The sequence below is a fragment of the Micromonospora matsumotoense genome, from assembly GCF_050951065.1.
GTDB lineage: Bacteria > Actinomycetota > Actinomycetes > Mycobacteriales > Micromonosporaceae > Micromonospora > Micromonospora matsumotoensis.
On record NZ_CP192025.1, the window covers coordinates 6531680 to 6558214 of the forward strand.

The window sequence follows — 26535 nt, forward strand, 5'->3', positions numbered from 1 at the left end:
CATGCGGGTGGCGATCTTCACCGAGCCGCACCGCGGCGCGAGCTACGACGACCAGCTCCGGTTCGCCCAACTGTGCGAGGCCGGCGGCTTCGACGGGTTCCTCCGGGCCGACCACTACCGGGCGATGGGCGACGAACCCGGGCTGCCCGGCCCCACCGACGCCTGGCTGACCCTGGCCGCGCTCGCCCGGGAGACCTCCCGCATCCGGCTCGGAACCCTGGTCACCTCGGCCACCTTCCGGCTGCCCGGCCCGCTGGCCGTGATGGTCGCCCAGGTCGACCAGATGAGCGGCGGCCGGGTCGAGCTGGGCATCGGCGCCGGCTGGTACGAGCGGGAGCACACCGCGTACGGCATCCCGTTCCCGCCGGTCGGTGAGCGCTTCGACCGGCTCGCCGAGCAGTTGGAGATCGTCACCGGCCTGTGGCGTACCCCGGTGGGCGAGACCTACAGCTGGGCCGGGGAGCACTACCAGCTCGTCGACGCCCCGGCCCTGCCCAAGCCGGTCCAGCAGCCCGGCCCGCCGGTGATCGTCGGCGGCCGGGGCCCGAAGCGCACCCCCGACCTCGCCGCCCGGTACGCCGACGAGTTCAACATGCCGTTCAAGTCCGTCGAGGAGACCGCCGAGGCGTACGACCGGGTACGGGAGGCGTGCGAGCGGGCCGGCCGGGCCGAGGCGGGGCGGGCGCCACTGGTGCTCTCCGCCGGGATCGTGGTGGCGATCGGGCGTACCGACGCGCAGGCGCAGCTCCGGGCCGCGCCGTTGCACGTCAAGAGCGCCCTGCCGCCGGAGGACCCGGTGGTCGGCTCCCCCGCCCAACTGGTCGACCGGATCGGCGAATTCGCGGCGATCGGGGCCACCCGGGTCCACCTGCGGCTGATCGACCTCGACGACCTCGACCACCTGGAGCTCATCGCCGCCGAGGTGCTCCCCCAACTGGACGGAACCCGATGACCGACGTGACCCACGACCTCGAACTCGGCCCGGTCGGCCAGGAGATCGTCTACGAGAACGACCGGGTCCGGGTCTGGCACATCCGACTGGCCCCGGGCGAGCGGCAGCCGCTGCACCGGCACGACCACCCGTACCTGGTGGTGGCGATCGAGGGTGCCAAGAACGTGGTGCAGACGATCGACGGGACCCGGATCGACGCCGACGAGCCCGCCGGCGGGGTGGTCTACCGGGACCCGGGTGCCGTCCACATGCTCACCAATGTCGGGGACACGAACTATCTGGCCCGCCTGGTGGAACTCAAGTAGTCGCTGGTCGCGCTTGGGTAACAGCTGGTCCCGGCCGCGCCGCGCCACAGTGGCGATCGGGCGCACCGGGCCGTAACGTGCGCGACATGGCCTTTCGGACGTGGGGCAGACTGCTGCTCACCGCACTCGGGGTGAGCATGTTGGCCGGGGCCGGCCAGCTGGGCATCGCGTACGGCTTCGGCATCGTCCGACTGACCGGCGATTTCCCCGACGTCAACCGGTGGCCGGCCCAGCTCGCCTGGGTCGGTTGGTTCGCGGTGACGGCCGCGGTGGTCGGCGCGGTCCTCACCGGCCGGCTCGTCCGCCGCGAGGGGTTGCCGCAGGACACCCCCGTGCAACTGGCGATCTCCGGGGCCGCCGCGCTCGGCGCGCTGGTCGTCGCCCCGCTGTGCATGCAGCCCGCGCGGGCTGTCGAGCTGAGCGCCGTCGACCCGGTCTGGGCGGTCGGCATCTGCGCGGTCGCCGGGGCGGTGGTCGGCGCGGCTGCCGCGTCGGCCGTCCTGCTGCGCCCCCCGCTGGGCTGGAACGTCGCCCTGCTGGGCGGGGCGGTCTGGCTGGTCGCGCTCGTCTCGGCCGCGCCGGGGGTGCTCTCCACCGGGCCGCTGCGCACCGTACGCCTGGGCGTGCTGGAGCCGGCCTGGCTCGGCGCGGACCGGGCACAGCAGCTGGCGATGCTGCTGCTGCCCGTGGTCGCGCTGGTGGCCGGCGCGGTGACCGGTGGGCTGGCCCGGCGGCGGGGGCACGTCCCACTGATCGGCGGGGCCGCCGGGGCGGCCGGCCCGGTGCTGCTCGCCTTCGCCTATCTCACCGCCGGACCGGGCGACCCGGTGGACCGTTACCAGCTCGCCCCCTACTACGGCGCGCTGATCGCGGTCGCCACCGGCGCGCTCGGCTCGGTCGCCGCCACCCTGCTGCGGTGGCCGCTGCTGCCCGCCCGCCCCACCACCGCCGGTGCGGGCGACGACGACACGGCGATCGAGCCGACCGACATCCTCGCGCCGCTGCCCACCGTGCCCGCCTCGACCCGACCCGACCCGACCGAAGCCGTCTCCGCCGAAGCCGTCTCCGCCGGAACCGCCTCCACCGGAACCGCCTCGGACGAGCCGGCCACCGTGGAGCTGAGCGTTGCCGCCCGGACCGTCGACCCCGACCCGCCGGGCGCCGGGCGCACCCCGGCCCACTGGGACTGGCCGGATCCCGCCGCCACGGTCACCGACCGGCCGACGACCCGCCCCGTCACCCCGCCCCCGAGCGGACCGTCCCGGACCGGGTCGACCTCGACCGACCCCACTCCCGCCTGGCCCGCCCCGACCGGGCCGATCCCGACCGGGCCGAATCTGGCCGGGCCGAATCTGGCCGGGCCGAATCTGGCCGGGCCGAATCTGGCCGGGCCGAATCTGGCCGGGCCGAATCTGGCCGGGCCGAATCTGGCCGGGCCGAATCTGGCCGGGCCGGCCCAGGATGAACCGGCTTCGGCCGACCCGGCTCCGACCGGGCCGGGCCGGAGCGGACCGAGTCCGGCCAGGTCGGCGCGGGCCGAGAGCGCACCGATCGGTGCGAAGCAGCGGAAGGCGGCCACACCGCCCCCGGGGGATGACCCCGTAGCCGCACCCAAGCCGCGAGCGAAGCGGACCACCCGGACCCGTCCCGCCACCGGCGTTCCGGTCGCCGACACCGGGCGACCCGAGCCCGATCCAGCGACCGGGGTGGGTAGCACGGAGGGGAACGAACCGGCCGTCACCGAACCCGCCCCGACCGTCACCACCGGACCGGGCACCACCGAGTCCACCCGTCCGGGCACCACCGGGCCGGGAACTGCCCGTCCCGATGCGGCGGCCGCCGGGGCGCTGCCACCGGTGGCCGGGTTGCGGCACGTCTCGCCGGACGGTGTCGAGCGCACACCACGCCCTCGCCACCAACTGCCGGACCTGAGCGGTACGGGTGTCCCGGCCGACACTCCCCGTCCCGTACCGGCCCGGGCCTCCCTGCCGTTTCCCGAACCGGACACCGCCGAGCGAACGGAACCCCTGGGAGCAGTCAGCCTCCGCTGGGAGGCGGATGACTCCCCCACCACCGCACCGGTGGACGGCGCTTCCGCCGAACCGGCTTCCACCGATCCTGCTTCCGCTGACCCCGCGTCGACCGGTGCCGACGGTCAGCAGCCGTCCGGGAAGGCCAAGGGCCGGCGGGGGTTGTTCCGGCGTAACCGACCGCCGGAGGGTGAGTCGGCAGCCGCTCCCACCGCAGAGCCGGCGACGGCCGACGACGAGTACGTCGACTGGGTCGCCGGCCTGGGCAAGCCCCTGGCCGACAACGAACCGGAACAGGAGAGCGGCCGACGTTCCCTACGCACCAGCGGCCGCCACCACCGCGACTAACCCCCACCCCTCCCCCACCCCTCCCCTCCCACCCCCGCCCGTCCCCCACCCGTCGTCCGCCCCGGTGATCAAGAGGTCCACGTCAGATTCCGGCCGTCCCGTGACGCAAACCTCTTGATCACCGGGGCGGAGCGGGAGTGGAGCAGAGCCGGAGCGGGAGTGGAGCGGGGCGGGGGCGGGGTCAGGCTAGGGGGAGGTAGACGCGGTTGCCGGTGGAGCGGAATTCGGCTGACTTGTTCTGCATGCCCTGGGCGGCGTACTCCTTGAGTTCCTGGGTGATCTTCATGGAGCAGAACTTCGGGCCGCACATGGAGCAGAAGTGGGCGGTCTTCGCCGGCTCCGCCGGGAGCGTCGCGTCGTGGTAGGCGCGGGCGGTCTCCGGGTCCAGCGACAGGTGGAACTGATCCTCCCAGCGGAACTCGAACCGCGCCTTCGACAGCGCGTCGTCCCACGCCTGCGCACCGGGGTGCCCCTTGGCCAGGTCGGCCGCGTGCGCCGCGATCTTGTACGCGATCACGCCGGCCTTCACGTCGTCCCGGTCGGGCAGCCCGAGGTGCTCCTTCGGGGTGACGTAACACAGCATCGCGGTGCCGAACATGCCGATCATCGCGGCCCCGATCGCCGAGGTGATGTGGTCGTACGCGGGCGCGATGTCGGTGGTCAGCGGGCCGAGGGTGTAGAACGGGGCCTCGTGGCACCACTCCTGCTGGAGGTCCACGTTCTCCTTGATCTTGTGCATCGGCACGTGGCCGGGGCCCTCGATCATCACCTGTACGTCGTACTCCCAGGCGATCCGGGTCAGTTCACCGAGGGTGCGTAGCTCGGCGAACTGCGCCTCGTCGTTGGCGTCGGCGATCGAGCCGGGGCGCAGCCCGTCGCCGAGGGAGAACGTCACGTCGTAGCGGGCGAGGATCGCGCACAGCTCGCGGAAGTTGGTGTAGAGGAAGTTCTCCTCGTGGTGCGCCAGGCACCAGGCCGCCATGATCGAGCCGCCCCGGGAGACGATCCCGGTGACCCGGTCCACCGCCAGCGGCACGTACGGCAGCAGCACCCCCGCGTGCACCGTCATGTAGTCGACGCCCTGCTCGGCCTGCTCGATGACGGTCTCCCGGAACACCTCCCAGCTCAGCTTCACCGGGTCGCCGCCCACCTTCTCCAGCGCCTGGTAGATCGGCACGGTGCCGATCGGCACCGGCGAGTTGCGCACGATCGCCTCCCGGGTCTCGTGGATGCGCTTGCCGGTCGACAGGTCCATCACGGTGTCCGCGCCCCACCGGGTGGCCCAGGTCAGCTTCTCCACCTCCTCGGCGACGGACGAGGTCACCGCCGAGGTGCCGATGTTGGCGTTCACCTTCACCAGGAACGCCTTGCCGATGATCGCCGGCTCACACTCGGGGTGGTTGACGTTGAGCGGCAGCACCGCGCGCCCGGCGGCGATCTCGTCGCGGACGACCTCCGGCGGCAGGCCCTCCCGGATCGCCACGAACTCCATCTCCGGGGTGACCACCCCGGCGCGGGCGTACCAGAGCTGGGTGGGGCGTTGGGAGTCGACGCCGGCCAGGGGGGTGCCGGCGCCCCGGACCGGAGCGACGTCGCCCCGCTCGGCGATCCACGGTCCGCGTAGCGGCGGCAGTCCCACCTCCGGGTCCGAGCCGGGGCCGGACGTGTCGTAGAGGCGGACCGGCGGATTGTCCCCGCTCAACTCCACCTCGGCGAACGGCACCCGGACGTCCGGCCGGGACCCCTCGACGTAGACCTTGCGACGTGCCTGCATGACAGCCTCCCTGATGGTCAACGGGACCAGCCGAAGTGGTCCAGCGGGCCGCGTCCCGCGCCCAGTTCCCAACCCCGCGCGCCGGTCAGCGCGCGGGTCACGTACTCCTTGGCGGCGGCGACCGCGACGGGCACCGGGTCGCCGGCCGCCAGCCGCACGGCGATCGCCGCCGAGAACGAGCAGCCGGTGCCGTGGCTGTGCCGGGTGTCCACCCGGGGCGCGCGGAGCAGGGTGGTCGTCGTGCCGCCGGCCAGCACGTCGACCGACTCGCCGGCCGCGTCGACGTCGCCGCCGGTGACCACCACGAACTCCGGGCCGCCGGCCGCCAGCGCCTGCGCCGCGGCGACCATCTCCTCGACCGTGGTCACCGGGCGTCCGGTGAGGGCGGCGGCCTCCGCGCAGTTCGGCGTCGCCACCCGGGCGTACGGCAGCAGCCGCTCGACCGCCGCCACCACCCCGAGCCGGTGTCCGCTGGTGGCGACGAGCACCGGGTCGACGACGAGGTGCGGCAGTCGACCCGCCTTCGCCGCCTCGGCCACCGCGTCGGCGACCGCCGGGGTGCCGAGCATCCCGGTCTTCACCGCGCGGACCGCGAAGTCGGTGAGCACGCTGTCGAGCTGTTCGGTGACGGTGCGCGGGGGCAGCGGCAGCACGGCGTCCACGCCCCGGGTGTTCTGCGCGGTGACGGCGGTGAGCACACTCGTGCCGTACGCGCCGAGGGCGGCGAAGACCTTCAGGTCGGCCTGGATGCCGGCGCCGCCGCCGGAGTCGGAACCGGCGATGGTGAGCACCGTCGTGGGCGTCATGTCGTCTCCTCGGGCCACGCCCCGCCGACCGGGATGCGGTCCGTCGTGCGGGGGGTCGAAGGCTGCGGCCGACCGCGCCCACTCGGGGCGGTCAGGCCTGATCCCTGCGTGGGCACGGTCGGCCACGGCTCCGTGCCGGCGACGTCCGTACCGGCGGGTGGGGTTGCCGGGGCAGGGACGGTCGGTGGCGGGCCGGCCGGTCGGCGTGGGGGGAAGGCGCTGGTGAGGGCCGCCGCGACGGCGGTCGGGTCGGCGGCCCGCATGATCGCGCCGAGCACCGCCACCCCGACCGCGCCCGCCTCGGCACACGCCGTCACCTGGTCGGGGGTCTCGACGCCGCCCAGGGCGAGCACGGGCACCGGGCTGCGCCGGATCAGGTCGCGCAGCCCGTCCGGGCGCAGGGGTGGGCCGTAGCCGGGTTTGCTGCGGGTGGGCCAGACCGGCGAGAGCGTCACGTAGTCCTCGGTGGTCAGTCGGGCCAGCTCCGCCGCGTCGTGGCAGGACCGGCCGACCAGCCCGACGGCCGGCGGCGGGTACGGCCCGGCGGCGGGCAGGTGGACGGCGTCCCCGTCGAGCGGGTCGGGGCCGGCGACGATCAGGCTGCCGCCGGTGTCGGCCAGGGCGGCCCGCAGCGCGACGGCGAGTGCGGCCCGCTCGGCGCGGGGCAGGTCCTTCTCCCGCAGCACCACCCACCGCACGCCACCGCGGGCCGCCCCGGCGACGACGTCGACGAGTTCCCCCCGCGTCGCCCGTCGGTCCGTCAGCAGCACCACCCCGTCCGGCCGGAGGAGGGGTGGGGCGGCGGGGCGGGTCACAGCTCGGGTCTTCCGTCGTCGGGGGTGGAGGCGAGGGCGTGGAAGCGGCGGGGAATCCGACCGGCGGTGTACGCGAGCCGCCCGGCCTGCACGCCGTACCGCATGGCGGTGGCCATCGCCGTCGGATCGGCGGCCCGGGTGACGGCGCTGGCCAGCAGCACCCCGTCGCAGCCCAGCTCCATGGCGAGCGCCGCGTCGGAGGCGGTGCCGATCCCGGCGTCGAGGATCACCGGCACGTCGACGCTCTGCCGGATCAACCGGATGTGGTGCGGGTTGCTCACACCCAGGCCGGAGCCGATCGGCGCGCCGGCCGGCATCACCGCCGCGCAGCCGACGTCGGCCAGCCGGCGGGCCAGCACCGGGTCGTCCGAGGTGTACGGCAGCACGACGAAGCCGTCGGCGACGAGTTCCTCGGCCGCCCGCAGCAGCTCCACCCCGTCGGGGAGCAGGGTGCGTTCGTCACCGATCACCTCCAGCTTGACCCAGTCGGTGTCGAACGCCTCCCGGGCCAGCCGGGCCACCTTGACCGCCTCCCCGGCGGTGTAGCAGCCGGCGGTGTTGGGCAGCAGCCGCACCGCGCACCGGTCGAGCAGGTCGAGCAGTCCCCCGGCGGTGCCGGGGGCGGTGTCGACCCGGCGCAGGGCGAGGGTGACCAGTTCGGTGCCGGAGGCCCGGATCGCCTGCTCCAGCACGTGCAGGTTGGCCGCGCCGCCGGTGCCGAGGACGAGCCGGGAGGTGAAGGTCCGGTCGGCGATGGTGAGGGACATGCCCGTCACCCGCCCTGGGCGGCGCTGAGCACCTCGACCCGGTCGCCGTCGCACAGCACGGTGGCCGGCCAGCCGCCCCGGGGGACCACCTCGCCGTTGACCGCGACCGCGAGGCCGCGCCGCTGCTCGGTGACCGCGGCGACGAGGTCCGCGACGGTCGTGCCGCCGGCCAGCTCGCGTCCGACGCCGTTGACGATCAGTCGCACGTCTTCCTCCTCAGTGGAACCGGTCGGCGGTGAAGGGGGTGAGCAGCGGGTCCGGCTCGCCGGTGACGATCAGGTCGGTGATCAGGTCGGCGGTGACCGGGGTGAGCACGATGCCGTGCCGGTGGTGGCCGGTGGCGGCGAGCACGCCGGGGCGGCCGGGCAGCGGCCCGAGGATCGGCGCGTTGTCCGGGGTGCCGGGGCGCAGCCCGGCGGTCGCCTCCACCAGCGCGTACTCGGCGAGTTCGGGGACCAGGTCGACGGCGGCGCGGAGCAGGCGCAGCACCGCCCCGGCGGTCACCTCGGTGTCGGCGCGCTCCTCGACGGTCGCCCCGACCACCACCTCGCCGCTGTCGCGGGGGACCAGATAGACCGACTCGCCGTCGGCGTAGCCCCGGATGACGTGGCGGAAGCCGGGCGGGCCGTGGTCGGGCGCGCGCAGCCGCAGCACCTGGCCCTTGACCGGGCGGACCGGCAGCCCGGTCAGCGCGGCGGCGCCGCAGCCGGCGGCGACCACGACGACCGGCGTGGCCAGCTCGGCCAGCCGGGTCACCGGGCCGGGGACCAGGGTCGCGCCGGCCCGTTCGGCGGCGGTCCGCAGCGCGTCGACCAGCCGGCGCGGGTCGACCTGGTGGTCGCCGGGGGCGACCGCGCCGCCGCGCAGCCGGGGGGTCAGCGCCGGTTCGCGGTCCCGCAACTGCGACGGGCGCAACGCGCTGATCGGCAGCCCCAACCCCTGCTGGTACGACCAGAGCCGACGCGCCTCGGCCAGGTCGTCCCCGGTCAGCCCGACGACGAGGGTGCCGTCGGTGCGGTAGCCGAACTCCCTGCCGGTGGCGGCGGCCAGCGCGGCGGCGAAACCCGGCCAGCGGGCGGCGGATGCGGTGAGCAGCCCGGTCAGCTCCCGCTCCCCGAAGTACGCCTCGGCGACCGGGGCGAGCATCCCGGCGGCGACCCGGGACGCGCCGGAGCCGGGGGCCGGATCGTGCACGGCCACCCGCAGGCCCCGGGTGGCGCAGCGCCAGGCGATCGCCAACCCGACCGGCCCCGCGCCCACGATGGCGACGTCGGGCCGGGTCAGCACGTCAGCGCCGCGATCAGCTCGGCGGTGGCCCGGCCCAGGTCGGCGGCGGTGGAGAGCGCCCCGACCACCGCCACCCCGTACGCCCCGGCGGCCCGCAGCGCCGGCACCGTCGCGACGGTGACCCCGCCGATGGCGATCACCGGCACGGCGACGGCCTCGGCGACGGCGCGGATCCCGGCCGGGCCGATCGGGTCGGGCAGGCCGGCCTTGGTGGTGGTGCGGTGGCACGGGCCGACGCCCAGGTAGCTGGCCCCGGCGGCGACCGCCCTGCCGGCGGCCCCGGGTTCCCGGGCGGTCGCGCCGAGCACGGCGTCGACGCCGAGGACCCGACGGGCCGCCGCGACGGGCAGGTCGTCCGCGCCGACGTGGCCGCCGTCGGCGTGCACCGCGAGGGCGACGTGCAGCCGGTCGTTGACCAGGCAGGTCGCCCCGTACGGCGCACAGAGCGCGCGCACCCGCCGGGCCAGGTCGTACGCCTGCCGGTCGGTGGTCCCGTCGGTGACCCGGACCTGGACGACCAGCTCGGCGCGGGCCACCGGGAGGGCGGCCCGCAGGACGGCGAGCGGGTCGCACCCGGGTCGGGTGTCGGTGATCAGATGCAGTCGGCCGAGGGACGGCACGTCAACTCTCCTCCCTGCGCCGGCATTATCCGGATCAGGTTCGACGGTCGGGGGCTCTCAGCCCCCCTCTCAGCCCGGTGTACCGGGCTCCCGTGGGTCACGTGCCTGTGACCGTACGACAGATCCGCTGATCCGCCAAGGGGTGTTACCTTGATCCAAGCATGTCAATCCCTGCCCTTTGCCCCCTCTCTCCACATAAGCCGGAAAAGCGAGTCGACGATACCGAATCGTTACATGCTCATGCCTTGCCGGAAACCAATCCAGCGGCGCTAATTTGTTCAACCGATCGACATTATTCCGGTGCGCGGCCTCGACGAGGTCGACACCTGATCGCCACCGATGCGGACCTCGGCGGGCCCGCACCCATCCGACCGGGGACGGTCTGCGGCGAGTCGTCCCCATGCCCCCACCACTGTCCAGCTCGGACAAAAGGAGCATGGAGTGTCTCCATCCCGCCATCGCCGCGCCCGTCGCGGCCCACTGGGTGCCGGTCTACTGGCCCTCTCCCTACTCGCCAGCGGCCTGATCGGCGGCACCGCCGCCCAGGCCGCTCCCGCGGCGGCAGCCCTGCCACAGGCCGCACCGGCACCCGCACCGGCGGCGGCTGCCGCCGCCGAACCGTTCTCGGTCCTGGTCTTCTCCAAGACCGCCGGGTTCCGGCACGACGCCATCCCGGCCGGCATCACCGCGATCCAGAAGCTCGGCACCGACAACGGGTTCACCGTCGACACCACCGAGGACGGGGCCGCCTTCAACGACACCAACCTGGCCAAGTACCAGGCGGTGATCTGGCTCTCCACCACCGGTGACGTGCTCGACAGCACCCAACAGGCCGCGTTCGAGCGTTACATCAAGGCCGGCGGCGGCTACGCCGGCGTGCACGCCGCCTCGGACACCGAATACGACTGGGCCTGGTACGGCAACCTGGTCGGCGCGTACTTCTCCGGCCACCCGGCCAACCAGCAGGCCACCGTCAAGGTCGAGGACCACGCGCACCCGTCGACCGCCGACCTGCCGGACAAGTGGTCCCGGTTCGACGAGTGGTACAACTTCCGCACCAACCCGCGCGCCAAGGTGCACGTGCTGGCCAGCCTGGACGAGAAGTCCTACAGCCCGGGCGCCGGCGCGATGGGCGCCGACCACCCCACCGCCTGGTGCCAGGACTACGACGGCGGCCGGTCCTGGTACACCGGCGGCGGCCACACCCAGGCGTCGTACACCGAGCCGGAGTTCCTCTCCCACCTGCTCGGCGGCATCCGTACCGCGGCCGGGGTCGAGAACGCCGACTGCGGCGCCTCGAAGACCGCGAACTTCGAGAAGGTCACCCTCGACAGCAACACCAACAACCCGATGGAGCTGGACATCGCTCCGGACGGCCGGGTGTTCTACGCCGAGCGGGACGGCCGGGTGCAGATCGTGAAGCCGGACACCGGCAACACGGCCACCGCCGTCCGGCTGGACGTCTTCACCGGCAACGAGGACGGCCTGCTCGGTCTCCGCCTCGACCCGGACTTCGCCACCAACAAGTGGATCTACCTGTACTACGCGCCGGCCGGTGGTGGCCCCCGCAACTACCTGTCCCGGTTCACCGTCAACGGTGACACCATCGACAAGGCCACCGAGAAGGTCGTCCTCCAGGTCGACACCCAGCGCAACACCTGTTGCCACGCCGGCGGCAGCATGACCTTCGACTCGCAGGGCAACCTCTACCTGGCCACCGGCGACAACACCAACCCGTTCGAGTCGAGCGCGTTCACCCCGATCGACGAGCGGGCCGGCCGGCAGGACTACGACGCGCAGCGCAGCGCCGGCAACACCAACGACCTGCGCGGCAAGGTGATCCGGATCCACCCCGAGGACGACGGCACCTACACGGTCCCGGCGGGGAACCTGTTCGCCCCGGGCACCGCGAAGACCCGTCCCGAGATCTTCGGCATGGGCTTCCGTAACCCGTTCCGGATCGGCGTCGACCAGAAGACCGACACCCTCTACGTCGCGGACTACGGGCCGGACGCCTCGGCGGCCAACCCGAACCGCGGCCCCGAGGGCCTGGTGGAGTGGAACATCGTCGCCACCGCCGGCAACTACGGCTGGCCGTACTGCACCGGCAACAACAAGGCGTACAACGACTACACCTTCCCGTCCGGGCCGAGCGGGGCGAAGTTCGACTGCGCCGCGCCGGTGAACGACTCGCCCAACAACACCGGCCTGACCACCCTGCCGCCGGCCATCGCGGCGACCGTGGACTACGGCTACGCGGGCGACCCGCGCTTCCCCGAGATCGGCGGCGGCGGCGCCCCGATGGGCGGCCCGGTCTACCGCTACGACGCCGACAGCACGTCGAGCCGCAAGTGGCCGGCGTACTACGACGGCAAGGCGCTCCTCGGCGAGTGGAACCAGTCGAAGATGTACACGATGCAGGTCAGCGCGGACGGCAAGTCGCTGATCGACATCAACCAGCTGCTCACCGGCATGTCCATGGTCCGCCCGATGGACTTCGAGTTCGGTCCGGACGGCGCGCTCTACCTGATCGAGTGGGGCACCGGCTTCGGCGGTAACAACGACGACTCCGGGGTCTACCGGATCGACTACACCGCCGGTGACCGCGCGCCGATCGCCGAGGCCAGCGCCGACCCCACCTCCGGGGCCGCACCGCTGACCGTGAACTTCTCCAGCGCCGGCTCCCGTGACCCGGACGGTGGCACGCTGACCTACGCGTGGAAGTTCGGCGACGGGCAGACCTCCACCGAGGCGAACCCCACCCACACCTACACCGCGGCCGGCGACTACACCGCGCAGCTCACCGTGACCAACCCCAAGGGTCGTTCCGCGGTGGCGAACGTGCCGGTGACGGTCGGCAACACCGCCCCGACGGTGACCATCGAGTTCCCGCCCAGCGGCGGCTTCTTCGAGTGGGGCGACCAGGTCAAGTACACGATCAAGGTGACCGACCCGGAGGACGGCACCGTCGACTGTGACCGGGTGCAGCTGCAGGTGCTGCTCGGCCACGACGAGCACGCCCACCCGCTGGAGCAGCACACCGGCTGCACCGGCACCGTGCAGACCTCGCTGGCGTCCGGCCACGGCGCGGAGGCGAACGTCTTCGCGGTCTTCGAGGCCACCTACACCGACGACGGCGGCACCGGCGGTGCCGGCCCGCTGACCGGTCGGGCGATCGAGATCCTCCAGCCCAAGCGCAAGCAGGCCGAGTACTTCACGGCCACCGGTCGTGCCCCGGGCAGCACCGGCGGCGGTGACCCGGGCGTGCAGAAGGAGACCACCACCGACCCCGCCGGGGGCGGCCAGAGCATCGGCTTCATCGAGGACGGCGACTGGTGGTCGCTCGACCCGGCCAACCTGACCGGGATCGAGCAGATCCGCTTCCGGGTGGCCTCCGAGGTGCAGGGTGGACGGATCGACGTGCACGCCGGTGCCGTCGACGGCCCAGTGGTCGCCACGGCCACCGTGCCCACCACGGGCGGCTGGCAGCAGTTCGTCGACGTGACCGCACCGGTGACCGCCGCGGCCGAGGGCGTGCTGTACTTCGTCGCCAAGGACCCGGCCGGTGGCACCGGTTCGCTGTTCAACGTCAACTGGATGGACTTCATCGGTCGGGGCGTCACCGACAACGCTCCGCCGCAGGTGACGGCCACCGCCACCCCGGCGACCGGCACCGCGCCGGTCACCGTCGCCTTCACCGGCACGGCCACCGACACCGAGGGCGACACCCCGCTGACGTACGCCTGGGACTTCGGTGACGGCGGGACGGCGACCACCCTGAACGCCACCCACACCTACACCACCCCGGGCACCTTCACCGCCACCCTGACGGTGACGGACAAGCGGGGCGCCAAGTCCTACGCGACCGTTCCGGTCAAGGTGGACGCGCCGACCAACTCGTGCCTCGGCGCGCGGTCGGACGAGTTCCTCGGCAACAGTCTCGACAAGGACCGCTGGTCGGTGGTCCGGGAGAACCAGCTCTACTCGGTCTCCGGCGGGGCGCTGCGACTGCCCACCGCCTCGGGTGACCTGTACGGCACCCGTAACGACGCGACCAACCTGGTGCTCCAGCCCGCACCCAGCGGGGCCTGGCAGGCCACCACCAAGGTCACCGTGCCCGTCACCGCCGACTACCAGCAGGCCGGCCTGCTGATCTACGGCGACGACGACAACTACGCCAAGGTGGATCTGCTCTACGGCGGTTCCCGCAAGGTGGAGTTCATCCGGGAGACCGCGGCGACGCCCCGCAACGACGCGGCCGACGCCGTGGCCGCACCCGCCGGTGACACCATCTGGCTGCGGCTGATCAGCGACGGCACCAACCTGACCGCACAGTTCTCCACCGACGGTGCGACGTTCACCCCGGTCGGCCGGTCCGCCGCGCTGGCCGGCATCACCAACCCGCGGATCGGCCTGCTCGCCCTCAACGGCGGCACCACCGCACCGGTGGTGGACGCGGTGTTCGACTCGTTCCTGGTCTCGCCGGACGCTCCGGCCGGCCCGGTCAGCCCGTCGGACGAGTTCACCGGCACCACGCTCGACAAGTGCCGGTGGAACGCGGTGCTGCGGGAGGACCCGGCCGCCTACCGGGTGACCGACGGCGCGCTGAAGATCGACGTGCCGAAGGGTGACATCTACGGCACCGGCAACACCGGGCCGACGAACTTCATCCTCCAGACCGCGCCGAGCGGCGACTGGACCCTGGAGACGAAGGTCGACGGCAGTGCCCTGGCCGAGCAGTACCAGCAGGCCGGTCTGATCGTCCACGCCGACGACGACAACTACGTCAAGTTGGACTTCATCGTGGACAACCAGGCCGGGCAGACGCCCTCCCGGCGGATCGAGTTCCGTGGCGAACTCGCCGGGGTGACGCAGAACCCGCAGCCCCAGGTCTCGAACCTGACCTCGGGGGTGTGGCACCTGCGGCTGGCCCGGGCCGGTGACACCTTCACCGCGTCCTACTCGGCCGACGGGCAGGAGTGGACGACGTTCGAGACGGTGACCAACGCCGCCGTCGGGGCCACCCCGAAGATCGGTCTGTTCACCCTCGGTGCGAACGCGGCCACCTCGAAGACGGCCTCGTTCGACTACTTCCGGCTCTCCACCAAGGCGGCCGACACGACCGCCCCGGTGACCACGGCCACCGTCTCCGGCACCCCGACCGAGGGTTGGCACACCGGCCCGGTCACCGTGACGCTGGCGGCTGCCGACGAGGCCGGCGGTAGCGGGGTGGCGAGCACCGAGTACCAGCTCGACGGGGCCACCACGTGGACCGCGTACACCGAGCCGGTGCAGGTCACCGGGGATGGCACGCACGAGGTGCGGTTCCGGTCGACGGACGCGGCCGGCAACGTGGAGGCGACGAAGAAGGTCGCCGTGAAGATCGACGCCACCGCGCCGGTCAGCTCGGCGGCGTTCGCCCCGGCGAACGACGACGGCTGGCACAACGGCACCGTCCCGGTGGTGATCACCTCCACCGACGCCGGTTCCGGGGTGAAGAAGCTGGAGTGGTCGCTCGACGGTGGCGCCTGGACGGCGTACACCACGCCGGTCGAGGTGACCGGGGACGGCACGCACGAGCTGCTGTACCGGGCCACCGACGCCGCCGGCAACGTCGAGTCGCTGAAGTCGGCGGTCGTGAAGATCGACGGCACCAAGCCGACGCTGCTGGTCTCCGGCATCGCCGACGGCCAGCTCTACGGTGACAGCCAGGACGTCCGGATCTCGTGGCAGGCGGTCGACCCGACCTCCGGCATCAAGACGACCTCCGGCGTGCTGGACGGTCGGGCGTACGCCAGCGGCACCCTCCAGGCGCTGTACGAGCTGCCGCTCGGCCTGCACGAGCTGACGGTGACCGCGACCGACAAGGCGGGCAACTCCACCACCTCGACGGTCCGGTTCTTCGTCACCACCTCGTTCCGGGACATGCAGAACCTGCTGGACCGGTTCAAGGCGACCGGACGACTCTCCACCAAGGCGCACCGTCAGCTGTCCAACAAGCTGGACGCGGTGCGGGAGTCCGAGGCGGCGGGCAACGACAAGCGGGCGGTGCAGCAGTTGACCGCCTTCAAGGCGTTGGCCAACGATGCCGCACTGGTGACTGACACCGACGTCCGGGACGTGCTGGTCCGCGACGCCGACGCCATGATCGTCCGACTCGGTGGCGCGGCCACCAAGGCCGGCGTCAAGGCGAACAACAACAAGTCGGTCGACGGGGCCGGCCGGCTCGGTGCCGATCCCACCCGGATCGCCGAGGGCGGTTCGCTGTAACACCACCACCGGGGCCGCTCCCACCGTCGACACCGACGGTGGGAGCGGCCCCTCCACATAGGGAGGGAGAGGTCGATGCGTACCTGCAGAGTTCTCGCCGCCGCGCTGGTCGTGGCGGGCCTGGTGGCGCTGCCGGCGAGCCCGGCGGCAGCGCACGGCGGGAAGGTCAAGCTGACGGTGGCCGGTGACGGTGCCGGCGGGGTCACCGTGATGGCCGTGTACGCCGACGGACACCGGCTGGACCAACCGGTACGGCTCACCCTGACCGCCGAGGGCGAGGGTGGCCGGACGGCCGGGCCGGTGCAGATCGCCCCGGCCGGGGAGGGACAGGGCTTCTACAGCAGTGGCCCGCTGCTCTCCCCCGGCGACTGGCGGGTGACGGTCAGCGCCCCCGCCCCGTACCAGAGCACGGCGACGGCGCAGGTGCAGGCCCGGGTGGCCCAGTCGCCGCCACCGGCTGCCGCCGTCCGCACTGAGACCGGGGCGGAGGCGGCCGGGGTCGGACGGTGGTCGTGGCTGGCCGGCGGGCTGGCGGTGGTCGCCGCCGCAGGGGTGGCGCTGCTGTGGTGGCGTCGCCGCCGGGCCCACCGCGGACCCGGGGACCCCCCGGCCGGCCTGGGCGGCTGACGGGTCAGGCCGGGGCACCCGCCCCGGGGGTCACCGAATCGGGCCCGGACACCTCTGCGGTGGCCGGGCCCGATCACGTAGCCGCGGGGTCCGCCCGGGTGGGGCGGGGTCTGCGCCGCCCCGGACGGGGTGAGGTCGGGCCGGACCGACCGGTCAGAGCAGGGCGTCCAGGGCGTCCAGGTCGTCGTCGGTGGGCTGCCAGGTGCCGGCGACGGCGTTCGCGCGTACCTGCTCGGGCGTGGTGGCACCGGCGATGACGGAGGCCACCGCCGGTCGGGCGGCCAGCCCACCGATGGCGACCTGGAGCAGGGTCAGGCCCCGCTGCGCCGCGTACCCCTCCAGCGCCTCGATGGTGTCCCAGCGGGCGGCGGCCAGCCGCTCGGCGTACCGGCCGCCGCCGGAGAGGCGGCTGCCGGCGGGCGGGGCGGTGTCCCGCTGGTACTTGCCGGTGAGCAGCCCGTTGGCCAGCGGGAAGAACGGCAGCAGACCCAGGCCGAAGCGCTCGCAGGCCGGAATGATCTCGACCTCGGCGTCCCGGTGGAGCAGGTTGTAGTGGTTCTGCGCGCTGACGAACCGGGCCAGCCCCCGGGTCTTCGCCGCCCAGTCGGCGTCGGCGATCTGCCAGCCCGAGAAGTTGGAATTGCCCAGGTAGCGCACCTTGCCGGCGCGGACCAGGTCGTCCAGCGCGGCGAGCGTCTCGTCGATCGGGGTGTCCGGGTCGGGTTCGTGCAACTGGTACAGGTCGATGTGGTCGGTGCCGAGCCGACGCAGCGACGCCTCGACGGCCCGCATCACGTACCGCCGGGACCCGCGCACCCCGAAGTCGCGGCCGTTGCGCCCGCCCATCGACATGCCGAACTTGGTGGCCAGCACCACGTCGTCCCGGCGGCCCTTGAGGGCCTGCCCGAGCAGTTCCTCGGAGCCGCCCGGGGGTTCGCCGTAGATGTCGGCGGTGTCGAAGAAGGTGATCCCGGCGTCGAGCGCGGCGTCGACCACCGCCCGGGTGCCGTCGATGTCGAGCTTGCGGCCGAAGTTGTTGCAGCCGACACCGACCACGGACACCACGAGCCCGGAGTCGCCCAGCCGGCGGTAGGTCATCTCAGTCACGAGATCCACCCTATGCCGCCCGGACCGGCCCCGACCGGCGACGACCCCGCCCGATGACCGAGCGGGGTCGGCACCTCACGGCTCGCGCAGGTCGGCGGTCAGCCCACGTCCCAGACCGGCTCCGGGGTCTCCACCACGTCCCCGTCGCCCCGGAACAGCACGAACCGGTCGAACGAGCGGGTGAACCAGCGGTCGTGGGTGACGGCGACCACCGTCCCGGCGAACGCGGTCAGCCCCGCCTCCAACGCCTCGGCCGAGGCCAGGTCGAGGTTGTCGGTCGGCTCGTCGAGCAGCAGCAGGGTGGCCCCCGACAGCTCCAGCAGCAGCACCAGGAACCGGGCCTGCTGACCGCCGGACAGGGTGCCGAAGCGTTGGTCACCCTGGCCGGCCAGCTCGTAGCGGCTCAGCGCCGCCATCGCCGCGTGCCGGTCCATCCCGGCCCGGTGCTCGTCACCCCGCCACAGCGCCTCGACCAGGGTCTTCGCCATCAGCTCCGGCCGGTCGTGGGTCTGCGAGAAGTGCCCCGGGCGGACCCGGGCGCCCAACCGGACCACCCCGCCGTGCGCCACCGGGGCCAGCGCGGCGGCCCCGTCGACCGGGCCGTTGGCCGGGTCGGGATCGGTGCCGCCCCGGGCCAGCAGGCGCAGGAAGTGCGACTTGCCGGTGCCGTTGGCACCGAGCACCGCCACCCGGTCGCCGTACCACAGCTCCAGGTCGAAGGGGTAGGTCAGGCCGTCCAGCTCCACCTGCTCGCAGATCACCGCGCGCTTGCCGGTCCGCCCGCCGGCGAGCTGCATCCGGATGTCCTGGTCCTTCGGCGGTACGGGCGGCGGCCCGGCCTCCTCGAACTTGCGCAGCCGGGTCTGCGCCGCCTGGTAGCGGGAGGCGAGCCCGTCGTTGTACGCGGCCTTCTGCTTGTACATCAGCATCAGCTCCCGCAGCTTCTGGTGCTCCTCGTCCCAGCGGCGGCGCAGTTCGTCGAGCCGGGCGTGCCGGGCCGTGCGCGCCTCGTGCCAGCTGGCGAAGCCGCCCGGGTGCACCCAGGCGCTGCCGCCCTCGACGGCGACCACCCGGTCGGCGGTACGGGCCAGCAGCTCCCGGTCGTGCGAGACGTACAGCACCGACTTGGTGGACTCGCGCAGCCGCTGCTCCAGCCAGCGTTTGCCGGGCACGTCGAGGAAGTTGTCCGGCTCGTCCAGCAGCAGCACCTCGTCGGTGCCACGCAACAGCAGCTCCAGGGCGAAGCGCTTCTGCTGCCCCCCGGACAGGGTCCGCACCGGTCGGTCCCGGGACGCGTCCCAGGGCAGGTCGAGCACGGTGGTGGTGACGGTGTCGAAGAGCACCTCGGCGTCGTACCCGCCGGCCTCGCCCCAGGCGGCCAGCGCGTCCGCGTACGCCAGCTGGGCCTTGCCGGCGGCGGTGCTGTACTTGCCGCGCAGTTCGGCGGCGCGCATGGCCTGTTCGGTGTCGACGAGCCGGCGGCCGGCGTCACGCAACGCCGGTGGGGCCAGTGACAGGGCCAGGTCGGCCAGCGTCGACTCGTCGCCGATCATGCCGATGAACTGCCGCATCACGCCGAGCCCACCGGCCCGCGCGACCGCGCCGGTGCGCACCGGCAGGTCACCGGCGACCATCCTCAGCAGCGTCGTCTTGCCGGCGCCGTTCGGCCCGACCAGGGCGACCTTGGCCCCCTCACCGACCCGGAACGACACGTCGGCGAAGAGCTCCCGACCGTCCGGGAGGATGTGCCCTACCGCTGCCACGTCCACGTATCCCACGCCGGCATCCTGCCCGAGGCGCGGGGCCGGGCGACACCGGATTACCGGGTGACCCGCAGCACCCGGTAGCCCTTCTGGCTGGCGTGCCGGGTCACCGTGAAGCCCTCGTCGAGCAGCCAGCGGTGCAGCGAGTCGCCGCCGAGGTGCCGGGCCACCACCAGCCAGCCGACGCCGTCCGGGGTGAGCCGGGGCAACCAGCGGCGCAGCAGCCCGTGCAGTTCGGGCTTGCCGATGTGGATCGGCGGGTTGGACCAGATCTGGGTGAAGGTGACGTCGGCCGGCACCTCGTCGGGGGCGACCGCGTGGACCCGGTCGCCGGTGTCGATCCGGGCGGCGTTCGCGGCGGTCAGCGCGCGGGCCCGCTCGTTGACGTCGACCGCCCAGACGGTGGCGGTCGGCGCGAGGTCGGCCAGCACGCAGCTGATCGGGCCGAACCCGGAGCCGATGTCGAGCAGGTGGCCACCGGTGGCGGCGGTCGGCAGGTCGGCCTTGCGCAGCAGGACGGCGGTGCCGGGGTCGAGTCGGGTGGCGGAGAAGACCCCGCTGGCGGAGGCGAGCGCGTAGTCGCGCCCGGCGACGTGGAACTCCACCTCGCGGGGACGGGCCGGGGCGCTGGGCTCCGCGGTGAAGTAGTGGTCGCCGGTCACCGGGGCATTCTTCCATCGGCCCGCACCGGGTGCGTCGTCGGCCGGCGTCGTTGCCCGACGCGCCGCAGGCAGTATTTCCCGTTATTAGCCCCTAAAGGGGCAATGGACCCTACTCTGGGCGACATGGTATATCGGTACGAGTCCGCTGAGGACGCGTTTGAGGAGAACCCGCAGCCCGGCACGGACCTGCCGCTGTTCCAGCCCGTGCCGACCACGGCGGCCGGGCCCTCCCCGTCCCGCTTCCCGGCCCCTTCACTGCCCCGGGTCAGCCAGCCGGTCCCACCGGCGGCCGACCCCGTCCCGATCCGCTCCGCCGTCCAGGTGCCCGCCCCGACGTCCGCACCGGACCGGTCCCGGTCCCGCCGCTCCGGCGACGGCCGGAGCAGCCGGGGTGGCCGGGGCTGGCAGATCGTCGTCGGTGGGGCCGCCGTGCTGATGCTGCTCGGCCTCTGCGGGCTCGGCGGGGCCGTCCTGCTCATCGACCGCACCCCGACCGACGACTCGTCGCCGAACGGACAGGCCGCACCGACGGCGCCGGGTGCCACCGCCCCGGACGAGCAGGCCGCCGGCGGCCCACTGGACTCCCGGGACGTCGACCGGCAGCCGTTGACCGTCAAGGAGGTCTTCCCCGGCAAGAAGCTGGTCGTCGGCGTCGACCGGCACGAGTACCAGGTGCTCAAGACCCAGTCCGGCAGCAGTTGCGCCGTCGCGGCCACCGGCGAGATCGCCGACCTGCTGGTCACCCTCGGGTGCAGCCAGGTGGTCCGGGCCACCCTGCGCTCCCCCGACGACGACCACCTGGTCACCGTCGGCCTGTTCAACCTGACCGACCTGGCCACCGCGCAACGGGTGCGGGAGCGGATCCGACCGCTGCTCGACGACCGGCGCGGCCGGTTCCGGGGCATGCCCGCGGGGGACGACACCGAGTCGGTCGCCACCGCCGCCGCCCGCGTCGCCTGGCAGGTACGCGGCCACTATGTCGCCTACTGCCTGGTGACCAGGGACGACGCCGGTGCCGTGCCGGCCGGCGACAAGACCGTCCGCGAGATCATCTACGACCTGATCGAACTGCACCTCGACAAGGGGGTGCTGGACCGCCGGGCGGCCGGCGTCAGCGTGGACCAGCCCACCGTGAAGGCCACCAGCCCCTCGGCCACCCCGCGCGCCGGGGACCGGAAGACCCCCACCCCGTCCGCCACTGCGAACCGCGACGACCCGGACACCGGCGAACTGCCCGGCGACTGACGACCACAGACCGGGGCTCGGTCGTCCCGGCCGGCCTCCGTCGGGGCCGGTGGGCCCGCCGTCAGGGCCGGTCCCGGCGCGAGCCGTAGGCCTTCCGATCCGCACGGGTACGCGGCCTGCCGCCGTCGGAGCCGGGCACCGGATGTTCCACCCGGTCGCTACGCCGGCTCGACGGGCAGCCAGAGCTCGCGGGTCGCGGTGCTGAGGTCGACCGTCGGCTCGGGCACCGCGACGATCTCCGGGCCCGGCCGCAGCCGCCACGGGTTGAAGGGAAACCACTCGGTTGCGGCCGTGGCCCAGGTCTTCCGCAGGGCCTGCGGAGACGGCCCCACGGCCCGGATGACCACCCAGTGGCCCGCCGGGACCTCGATGACGTCGAGGTCGCCCGGGACCGGCGTGCTCGGGGACACGGCGACCCCGTGCAGGTAGGTCAGCTCGCTGCCCTCGTCGTAGTCCGCGTCGAGATCGTCGCAGACCGCGAGCAGGCCACCCGGCTCAACGTCGCCGAGCGTCTTCAAGCGCAGATGCTCCTCTGCCGGCAGCGCGGCGACGTGCTGCTCGATGTACGGGTTGACGCCTCGGTGGATCAGTGGAACCCGGGCAGCGTGCCCCACGAGCCGGAACGCGGGACGGTCGACGATGCGGGTCAGCATGCGTTCGCTCCCTTCGACGGTTGGGCGGAGTCTGAGCTGTGCTGTGGTGCGACAGGGTCTCCGTAGCGTGACCGGCGCTGTGGCGGGCACACCCGACGGATGCGGAGCGGAAAGTGTCGGGCGATCGGGATCGGTGCCGCCACACGATGGGGTCATGGACGACACGACACTGGTATCCCGGTTCCTTCGCGACGGCTTCGTGAAGTTGGCGGGCGCCGTCGCACCGCGCGTGGCCGCGGACTGCGCGCGGCTGCTGTGGCGGGAGACCGGCTGTGACCCGGACGACCCCGCCACCTGGACGCAGCCCGTGCACTGGGTGCCCGGCATGGCGCAGGGGCCGTTCGCCGCCGCACCCAATTCGCCGTTCCTCCATCACGCGTACGACCTGCTCGTCGGCGCGGGACGCTGGGAGCCGCGCTACTCACTGGGCACGTTCCCGTTGCGCTTCCCGCACGAGGATGAGCCGAACGACGCGGGCTGGCACATCGAGGGCAGCTACCTGCCGGAGGGTGCGAGCTGGTACTTCACGAATGTTCGCTCCCAGGGGCGCGCGCTGCTGATGCTGTTCCTGTTCAGCGAGGTCGGTGCGGAGGACGCCCCGACCCGGATCCGGGTCGGCTCACACCTCGACGTGCCGAAGGTGTTGGAGAAGTACGGGGAGGACGGGGCGAGCGGGCTGGACCTCGCGCCCGAGTTGGTGGCGGCGTCCGACCACCGGCCGGTCGCCCTCGCCACCGGGTCCCCGGGTGATGTCTTCCTCTGCCATCCGTTCCTCGTGCACACTGCGCAACCACACCACGGGACGCGGCCGCGCTTCATGGCCCAGCCGCCACTGATGCCGGCCGCGCCGTACGAACTGGATCGGGCCGACGGTGCGTACTCGCCCGTGGAGATCGCGATTCGCCGGGGCCTCGGGCAGGACACCCCCGGCCCCGACGGGCGAGGGACGCGGGGACGAGGGTGAAGGTGCGGGTGAGTGGCCGCAACGCGCGGTTCCAACAGTGGGAGGCGCTGCTCCGCAATCGGACCAAGCGGCAGCGTCGCGGCGAATTCCTCGTGCAGGGCGTGCGCCCGATCGCCATGGCCATCGCACACGGCTGGCAGGTCCGAGAGCTGCTCCACGACGCCGACGGTCCGCTGTCCGGTTGGGCACGCGAGGCCCTGGACACGGTCCGGGCCGAGAAGTTCGCCGTATCCCGTGAGCTGATGCACGAGCTGGGAGGTAAGGCGGACACGGTTCCGGAGCTGCTGGCCGTGGTCGCGCTACCGGAGGACGACCTGTGCCGCATTCCGGCCGGGCCGACCATGCTCACCGTCGTGTTCGACCGGCCCACCAGCCCTGGCAACATCGGGACACTCATCCGGTCCGCAGACGCCTTCGGCGCGTCCGGCGTCATCGTCACCGGCCATGCTGCCGATGTGTACGACCCGAAGGCGGTGCGGGCGAGCACCGGCTCGCTGTTCGCGCTGCCCGTGGTCCGGGCACCCGCACACCAGGCCGTGCTGTCCTGGGTCGCCGACGTGCGCGCCGACGGCGTCGGCATCGGCATCGTGGGTGCCGACGAGCACGGCGCACTCGACGCCGCCGAGTACGACTTCACGCAACCCACGCTGACCCTGATCGGCAACGAGACCACCGGGCTCAGCGTCGGCTGGCGTGCGGCCTGCGACCAACTCGTCCGGGTCCCGATGTCCGGGGCCGCCAGCTCCCTGAACGCGGCGGCCGCCGGGACCGTCGTGCTCTACGAATCGGCACGCCAGCGCAGCGCCGCCGCCCGCCGGTAGCGCACTGGCCACCCGGGTGGGGCTGATCACCTGCCGGCACGGATCTGCTGGCGGCATCACCCATACCCGGCAACCTGACGATGAACCGACGACTCAGAACACTAGGACTCCACCGGGAGCCGCAGCCGGCGGGTGCGGTCGGCGCGGTGGGCGTACTCGGCCGGGTCGTCCGGATAGCCGACGGCCACCAGGGTCAACCCGTGCGCCGGGGCGACGGTCACCTCGCTGGACCGTTCCCGCCGGGCGAGCAACCCGGACGGCCAGGCCGCCGGGCGTCGACCGTCCCCGGCGGTCAGCATCGCCCCCACCAGGCTGCGCACCATCGCCTGGCAGAACGCGTCGGCCTGCACGGTGGCGACCAGGATGCCGTCCGGGTCCCGCCGCCAGTCCAACCGGGTCACCTCGCGCACCGTGGTGGCGTTCTCCTTGCGCCGGCAGTACGCGGCGAAGTCGTGCTCCCCCACCAGGCCGGCCGCCGCGACGTTCAGGGCGGCCAGGTCCAGCGGTCGGGACCAGGCGAGGATGTCCCGCCGCCGCAACGGCTCGGCACCCCACGGCGCGTCGGTCACCCGGTACTCGTACCGGCGGAAGGTCGCCGAGAAGCGGGCGTCGAAGTCGGCGGGCACCTCGGTCATCGCCCGGACCCGTACGTCCCCGGGGAGCAGCCGGGCCACCCGGCGCAGCAGCCGCCCCTGGTGCTCCCGCCAGGCGAGGGTGGGCAGGTCGAGGTGACAGACCTGACCGGTGGCGTGCACCCCGGCATCGGTCCGACCGGCCACGGTCAACCCGGTCACCGCACCCGCCCCGAGCACCAGGTCCAGCGTCTCGACCAGCACCCCGGCCACGGTGCGCCGGGTCGGCTGGACCGCCCAGCCGGAGAAATCCGTGCCGTCGTACGAGACGTCCAGCCGCAGCCGGATCCGCTCGTCCACCTCGTACCTCCCGTTCACGGCGTCGGGCCCGGCACCCCAGGAAGGGGTGCCGGGCCCGACGATGCTGCTGGTGCTCAGGCCTTCTTCTCGGTGGCCTCGTCGGTCTCGGTGGCCTCGTCGCTGTCCTCACGGGCGGCGGCGGTGTCCCCGGACGCCGAGACCGGCGCCTCGGAGTCCTGGTCGGCCGAGGCCGCCGGGGTCTCCTCGGCCGGGGCGAGCGCCTCGACCTTGTCCTGCTGGGCGCTCTTGCGGGCAGCGGTCTTCTTGTTCGCCTTGGGCTCGGCGACCTGAAGCTCCTCGACCAGCTCGATGATCGCCATCGGAGCGGCGTCACCCTTACGCGGACCGGTCTTCACGATCCGGGTGTAGCCACCGTTGCGGTTGGCGTACCGGGGCGCGATCTGGTCGAACAGGGCGTAGACCACGTCCTTGTCCTTGACGACGCCCAGCACCCGACGCCGCGCGGAGAGGTCGCCCCGCTTGGCCTTGGTGATGAGCTGCTCGGCCAGCGGACGCAGCCGCCGGGCCTTCGTCTCGGTGGTCTTGATCTTGCCGTGCTGGAACAGCGCGGTGGCCAGGTTGGCCAGCATCAGCCGCTCGTGCGCGGGGCTGCCGCCGAGGCGGGGGCCCTTGGTGGGCGTGGGCATGCTTGGTGCTCCTCAGGTGTGGCGGCAGCGCGGACTAGAGCTGCTCGGTCTCGCGATAGTCGTCGGTGTCGTAGTCGGCCTCACCGAAGGCGTCCACGACGTGTGCCGGGTCGAAGTTCGGGGCCGAGTCCTTCAGCCCCAGACCCATCCCGGCGAGCTTCATCTTGACCTCGTCGATCGACTTCTGACCGAAGTTCCGGATGTCGAGGAGGTCGGCCTCGGTACGCCCGATCAGCTCACCAACGGAGTTGATGCCCTCGCGCTTGAGGCAGTTGTAGGAGCGGACGGTGAGGTCCAGCTCCTCGATCGGCAGGGCCAGATCCGCCGCCAGCTGGGCGTCCTGCGGGGACGGCCCGATGTCGATGCCCTCGGCGGTCTCGTCCAGCTCCCGGGCCAGCCCGAAGAGCTCCACCAGCGTCGAACCGGCGGAGGCCAGCGCGGTGCGCGGGCCCATCGACGGCTTGGTCTCGACGTCGATGATCAGCCGGTCGAAGTCGGTCCGCTGCTCGACGCGGGTCGCCTCGACGCGGTACGTCACCTTCAGCACCGGCGAGTAGATCGAGTCGACCGGGATCCGGCCGATCTCGGCGCCGGCCTGCTTGTTCTGCGCCGCCGTCACGTAGCCGCGACCCCGCTCGACGGTCAGCTCCATGTCGAGCCGGCCCTTGCCGTTGAGGGTGGCGAGCTTGAGGTCGGGGTTGTGCACCGAGACGCCGGCCGGGGGCTGGATGTCGCCCGCGGTGACGTCGCCCGGACCCTGCTTGCGCAGGTACATACTGACCGGCTCGTCGTGCTCGGAGCTGACGCAGAGCTCCTTGATGTTCATGACGAGCTCGACCACGTCCTCCTTGACCCCGGGGATCGTGGTGAACTCGTGCAGCACACCGTCGATCTTGATCGAGGTGACCGCGGCACCCGGGATGGACGACAGCAGCGTACGCCGCAGCGAGTTGCCCAGGGTGTAGCCGAAGCCGGGCTCCAGCGGCTCGATGGTGAACCGGGAGCGGGTCTCGTTGATCGACTCTTCGGAGAGAGACGGTCGCTGGCTGATGAGCATTTCTTCTCTTCTCTTCCGGGACGCCCGCTATATGACGTCCACGACACAAACTGTTCCGGTGGCCCGCCCCGCAGGACGGGCCA

At 73.1% G+C, this 26535-nt stretch carries 22 protein-coding genes and 1 riboswitch; of the genes, 8 read left to right on the forward strand and 14 right to left on the reverse strand.

Annotated features, from left to right (window positions below; genetic code table 11):
* The first annotated feature begins 1 nt into the window (after position 1).
* From ACQP1S_RS27815 to ACQP1S_RS27825, 3 genes are all read left to right on the forward strand, one after another.
* Positions 2-952 carry an LLM class F420-dependent oxidoreductase gene (locus tag ACQP1S_RS27815; RefSeq protein ID WP_432908391.1) on the forward strand — a complete coding sequence of 317 codons (951 nt, stop codon included), beginning with the start codon at positions 2-4 and terminating at the stop codon, positions 950-952.
* Positions 949-1257 (forward strand): cupin, encoded by a 309-nt coding sequence (locus tag ACQP1S_RS27820; protein ID WP_432900644.1) that lies wholly within the window; start codon positions 949-951, stop codon positions 1255-1257. Before ACQP1S_RS27815 ends, ACQP1S_RS27820 begins: the two co-directional genes overlap by 4 nt.
* 86 nt (positions 1258-1343) lie before the next feature.
* On the forward strand, positions 1344-3635 hold the full coding sequence (locus tag ACQP1S_RS27825; RefSeq protein ID WP_432900646.1) for a hypothetical protein: 2292 nt from the start codon (positions 1344-1346) through the stop codon (positions 3633-3635).
* A gap of 181 nt (positions 3636-3816) precedes the next feature.
* Here the strand turns inward: ACQP1S_RS27825 and thiC are convergent, their stop codons facing one another.
* From thiC to ACQP1S_RS27860, 7 genes are all read right to left on the reverse strand, one after another.
* Complete coding sequence (gene thiC / locus ACQP1S_RS27830; RefSeq protein WP_432900648.1) at positions 3817-5409, reverse strand: phosphomethylpyrimidine synthase ThiC; 1593 nt, start codon at positions 5407-5409, stop codon at positions 3817-3819.
* Between the two features lie 17 nt (positions 5410-5426).
* Positions 5427-6215: a bifunctional hydroxymethylpyrimidine kinase/phosphomethylpyrimidine kinase gene (gene thiD, locus ACQP1S_RS27835; RefSeq protein ID WP_432900650.1), complete on the reverse strand. Its 789-nt coding sequence runs from the start codon at positions 6213-6215 to the stop codon at positions 5427-5429.
* Positions 6212-7030, reverse strand: coding sequence for a thiamine phosphate synthase (locus tag ACQP1S_RS27840; RefSeq protein ID WP_432900652.1), 819 nt, complete (start codon positions 7028-7030; stop codon positions 6212-6214). Before ACQP1S_RS27840 ends, thiD begins: the two co-directional genes overlap by 4 nt.
* Complete coding sequence (locus tag ACQP1S_RS27845; RefSeq protein ID WP_091241936.1) at positions 7027-7797, reverse strand: thiazole synthase; 771 nt, start codon at positions 7795-7797, stop codon at positions 7027-7029. Before ACQP1S_RS27845 ends, ACQP1S_RS27840 begins: the two co-directional genes overlap by 4 nt.
* Positions 7798-7802: 5 nt before the next feature.
* Positions 7803-8003, reverse strand: coding sequence for a sulfur carrier protein ThiS (gene thiS, locus ACQP1S_RS27850; protein WP_091241940.1), 201 nt, complete (start codon positions 8001-8003; stop codon positions 7803-7805).
* 10 nt (positions 8004-8013) lie between these two features.
* Positions 8014-9084: a glycine oxidase ThiO gene (thiO, locus tag ACQP1S_RS27855; RefSeq protein ID WP_432900655.1), complete on the reverse strand. Its 1071-nt coding sequence runs from the start codon at positions 9082-9084 to the stop codon at positions 8014-8016.
* Positions 9078-9704: a thiamine phosphate synthase gene (locus tag ACQP1S_RS27860; protein ID WP_432900657.1), complete on the reverse strand. Its 627-nt coding sequence runs from the start codon at positions 9702-9704 to the stop codon at positions 9078-9080. The genes thiO and ACQP1S_RS27860 overlap by 7 nt, the downstream gene beginning before the upstream one ends.
* Positions 9699-9808: riboswitch (TPP riboswitch) on the reverse strand. (Overlaps the previous gene by 6 nt.)
* 337 nt (positions 9809-10145) lie before the next feature.
* Between ACQP1S_RS27860 and ACQP1S_RS27865 the strand changes: the two genes are divergently transcribed.
* On the forward strand, positions 10146-15974 hold the full coding sequence (locus ACQP1S_RS27865) for a ThuA domain-containing protein (RefSeq protein ID WP_432900659.1): 5829 nt from the start codon (positions 10146-10148) through the stop codon (positions 15972-15974).
* A 75-nt stretch (positions 15975-16049) separates the two neighbouring features.
* Complete coding sequence (locus ACQP1S_RS27870) at positions 16050-16601, forward strand: hypothetical protein (RefSeq protein WP_432900661.1); 552 nt, start codon at positions 16050-16052, stop codon at positions 16599-16601.
* A gap of 153 nt (positions 16602-16754) precedes the next feature.
* Here the strand turns inward: ACQP1S_RS27870 and ACQP1S_RS27875 are convergent, their stop codons facing one another.
* From ACQP1S_RS27875 to ACQP1S_RS27885, 3 genes are all read right to left on the reverse strand, one after another.
* The gene (locus ACQP1S_RS27875) at positions 16755-17717 is read right to left on the reverse strand and encodes an aldo/keto reductase (RefSeq protein ID WP_432900663.1); all 963 of its coding nucleotides are present in this window, start codon (positions 17715-17717) and stop codon (positions 16755-16757) included.
* 89 nt (positions 17718-17806) lie between these two features.
* A complete protein-coding gene (locus ACQP1S_RS27880; RefSeq protein WP_091241961.1) occupies positions 17807-19486 on the reverse strand; it encodes an ABC-F family ATP-binding cassette domain-containing protein in 1680 nt (559 codons plus the stop codon).
* A 41-nt stretch (positions 19487-19527) separates the two neighbouring features.
* Positions 19528-20133, reverse strand: coding sequence for a class I SAM-dependent methyltransferase (locus tag ACQP1S_RS27885; RefSeq protein WP_432900665.1), 606 nt, complete (start codon positions 20131-20133; stop codon positions 19528-19530).
* A gap of 123 nt (positions 20134-20256) precedes the next feature.
* Between ACQP1S_RS27885 and ACQP1S_RS27890 the strand changes: the two genes are divergently transcribed.
* Positions 20257-21378 carry a hypothetical protein gene (locus ACQP1S_RS27890; protein WP_432900667.1) on the forward strand — a complete coding sequence of 374 codons (1122 nt, stop codon included), beginning with the start codon at positions 20257-20259 and terminating at the stop codon, positions 21376-21378.
* A gap of 158 nt (positions 21379-21536) precedes the next feature.
* Here ACQP1S_RS27890 and ACQP1S_RS27895 read toward each other — a convergent pair whose 3' ends face one another.
* Complete coding sequence (locus ACQP1S_RS27895; RefSeq protein ID WP_432900669.1) at positions 21537-22031, reverse strand: GyrI-like domain-containing protein; 495 nt, start codon at positions 22029-22031, stop codon at positions 21537-21539.
* 154 nt (positions 22032-22185) lie between these two features.
* Between ACQP1S_RS27895 and ACQP1S_RS27900 the strand changes: the two genes are divergently transcribed.
* Both ACQP1S_RS27900 and ACQP1S_RS27905 read left to right on the forward strand, forming a co-directional pair.
* Positions 22186-22995, forward strand: a complete 810-nt coding sequence (locus ACQP1S_RS27900; RefSeq protein ID WP_432900671.1) for a phytanoyl-CoA dioxygenase family protein — start codon at positions 22186-22188, stop codon at positions 22993-22995.
* 2 nt (positions 22996-22997) lie between these two features.
* Positions 22998-23816 (forward strand): TrmH family RNA methyltransferase, encoded by an 819-nt coding sequence (locus ACQP1S_RS27905; RefSeq protein WP_245722398.1) that lies wholly within the window; start codon positions 22998-23000, stop codon positions 23814-23816.
* A 101-nt stretch (positions 23817-23917) separates the two neighbouring features.
* Here ACQP1S_RS27905 and truA read toward each other — a convergent pair whose 3' ends face one another.
* The 3 genes from truA to ACQP1S_RS27920 form a co-directional block, all read right to left on the reverse strand.
* Positions 23918-24748: a tRNA pseudouridine(38-40) synthase TruA gene (gene truA / locus ACQP1S_RS27910; RefSeq protein ID WP_432900673.1), complete on the reverse strand. Its 831-nt coding sequence runs from the start codon at positions 24746-24748 to the stop codon at positions 23918-23920.
* Between the two features lie 74 nt (positions 24749-24822).
* Positions 24823-25395 carry a 50S ribosomal protein L17 gene (gene rplQ / locus ACQP1S_RS27915; protein WP_091241978.1) on the reverse strand — a complete coding sequence of 191 codons (573 nt, stop codon included), beginning with the start codon at positions 25393-25395 and terminating at the stop codon, positions 24823-24825.
* Positions 25396-25429: 34 nt separating this feature from the next.
* Positions 25430-26452, reverse strand: a complete 1023-nt coding sequence (locus ACQP1S_RS27920; protein WP_007073009.1) for a DNA-directed RNA polymerase subunit alpha — start codon at positions 26450-26452, stop codon at positions 25430-25432.
* Positions 26453-26535: the final 83 nt, after the last annotated feature.

What these genes read in the sequence shown, in the direction of transcription:
- ACQP1S_RS27815 (WP_432908391.1), top strand. Translation starts at nt 2, where the DNA reads ATGCGGGTGGCGATCTTCACCGAGCCGCACCGCGGCGCGAGCTACGAC.
- ACQP1S_RS27820 (WP_432900644.1), top strand. Translation starts at nt 949, where the DNA reads ATGACCGACGTGACCCACGACCTCGAACTCGGCCCGGTCGGCCAGGAG.
- ACQP1S_RS27825 (WP_432900646.1), top strand. Translation starts at nt 1,344, where the DNA reads ATGGCCTTTCGGACGTGGGGCAGACTGCTGCTCACCGCACTCGGGGTG.
- thiC (WP_432900648.1), bottom strand. Translation starts at nt 5,409, where the DNA reads ATGCAGGCACGTCGCAAGGTCTACGTCGAGGGGTCCCGGCCGGACGTC.
- thiD (WP_432900650.1), bottom strand. Translation starts at nt 6,215, where the DNA reads ATGACGCCCACGACGGTGCTCACCATCGCCGGTTCCGACTCCGGCGGC.
- ACQP1S_RS27845 (WP_091241936.1), bottom strand. Translation starts at nt 7,797, where the DNA reads ATGTCCCTCACCATCGCCGACCGGACCTTCACCTCCCGGCTCGTCCTC.
- ACQP1S_RS27870 (WP_432900661.1), top strand. Translation starts at nt 16,050, where the DNA reads ATGCGTACCTGCAGAGTTCTCGCCGCCGCGCTGGTCGTGGCGGGCCTG.
- ACQP1S_RS27890 (WP_432900667.1), top strand. Translation starts at nt 20,257, where the DNA reads ATGGTATATCGGTACGAGTCCGCTGAGGACGCGTTTGAGGAGAACCCG.
- ACQP1S_RS27895 (WP_432900669.1), bottom strand. Translation starts at nt 22,031, where the DNA reads ATGCTGACCCGCATCGTCGACCGTCCCGCGTTCCGGCTCGTGGGGCAC.
- ACQP1S_RS27900 (WP_432900671.1), top strand. Translation starts at nt 22,186, where the DNA reads ATGGACGACACGACACTGGTATCCCGGTTCCTTCGCGACGGCTTCGTG.
- rplQ (WP_091241978.1), bottom strand. Translation starts at nt 25,395, where the DNA reads ATGCCCACGCCCACCAAGGGCCCCCGCCTCGGCGGCAGCCCCGCGCAC.
- ACQP1S_RS27920 (WP_007073009.1), bottom strand. Translation starts at nt 26,452, where the DNA reads ATGCTCATCAGCCAGCGACCGTCTCTCTCCGAAGAGTCGATCAACGAG.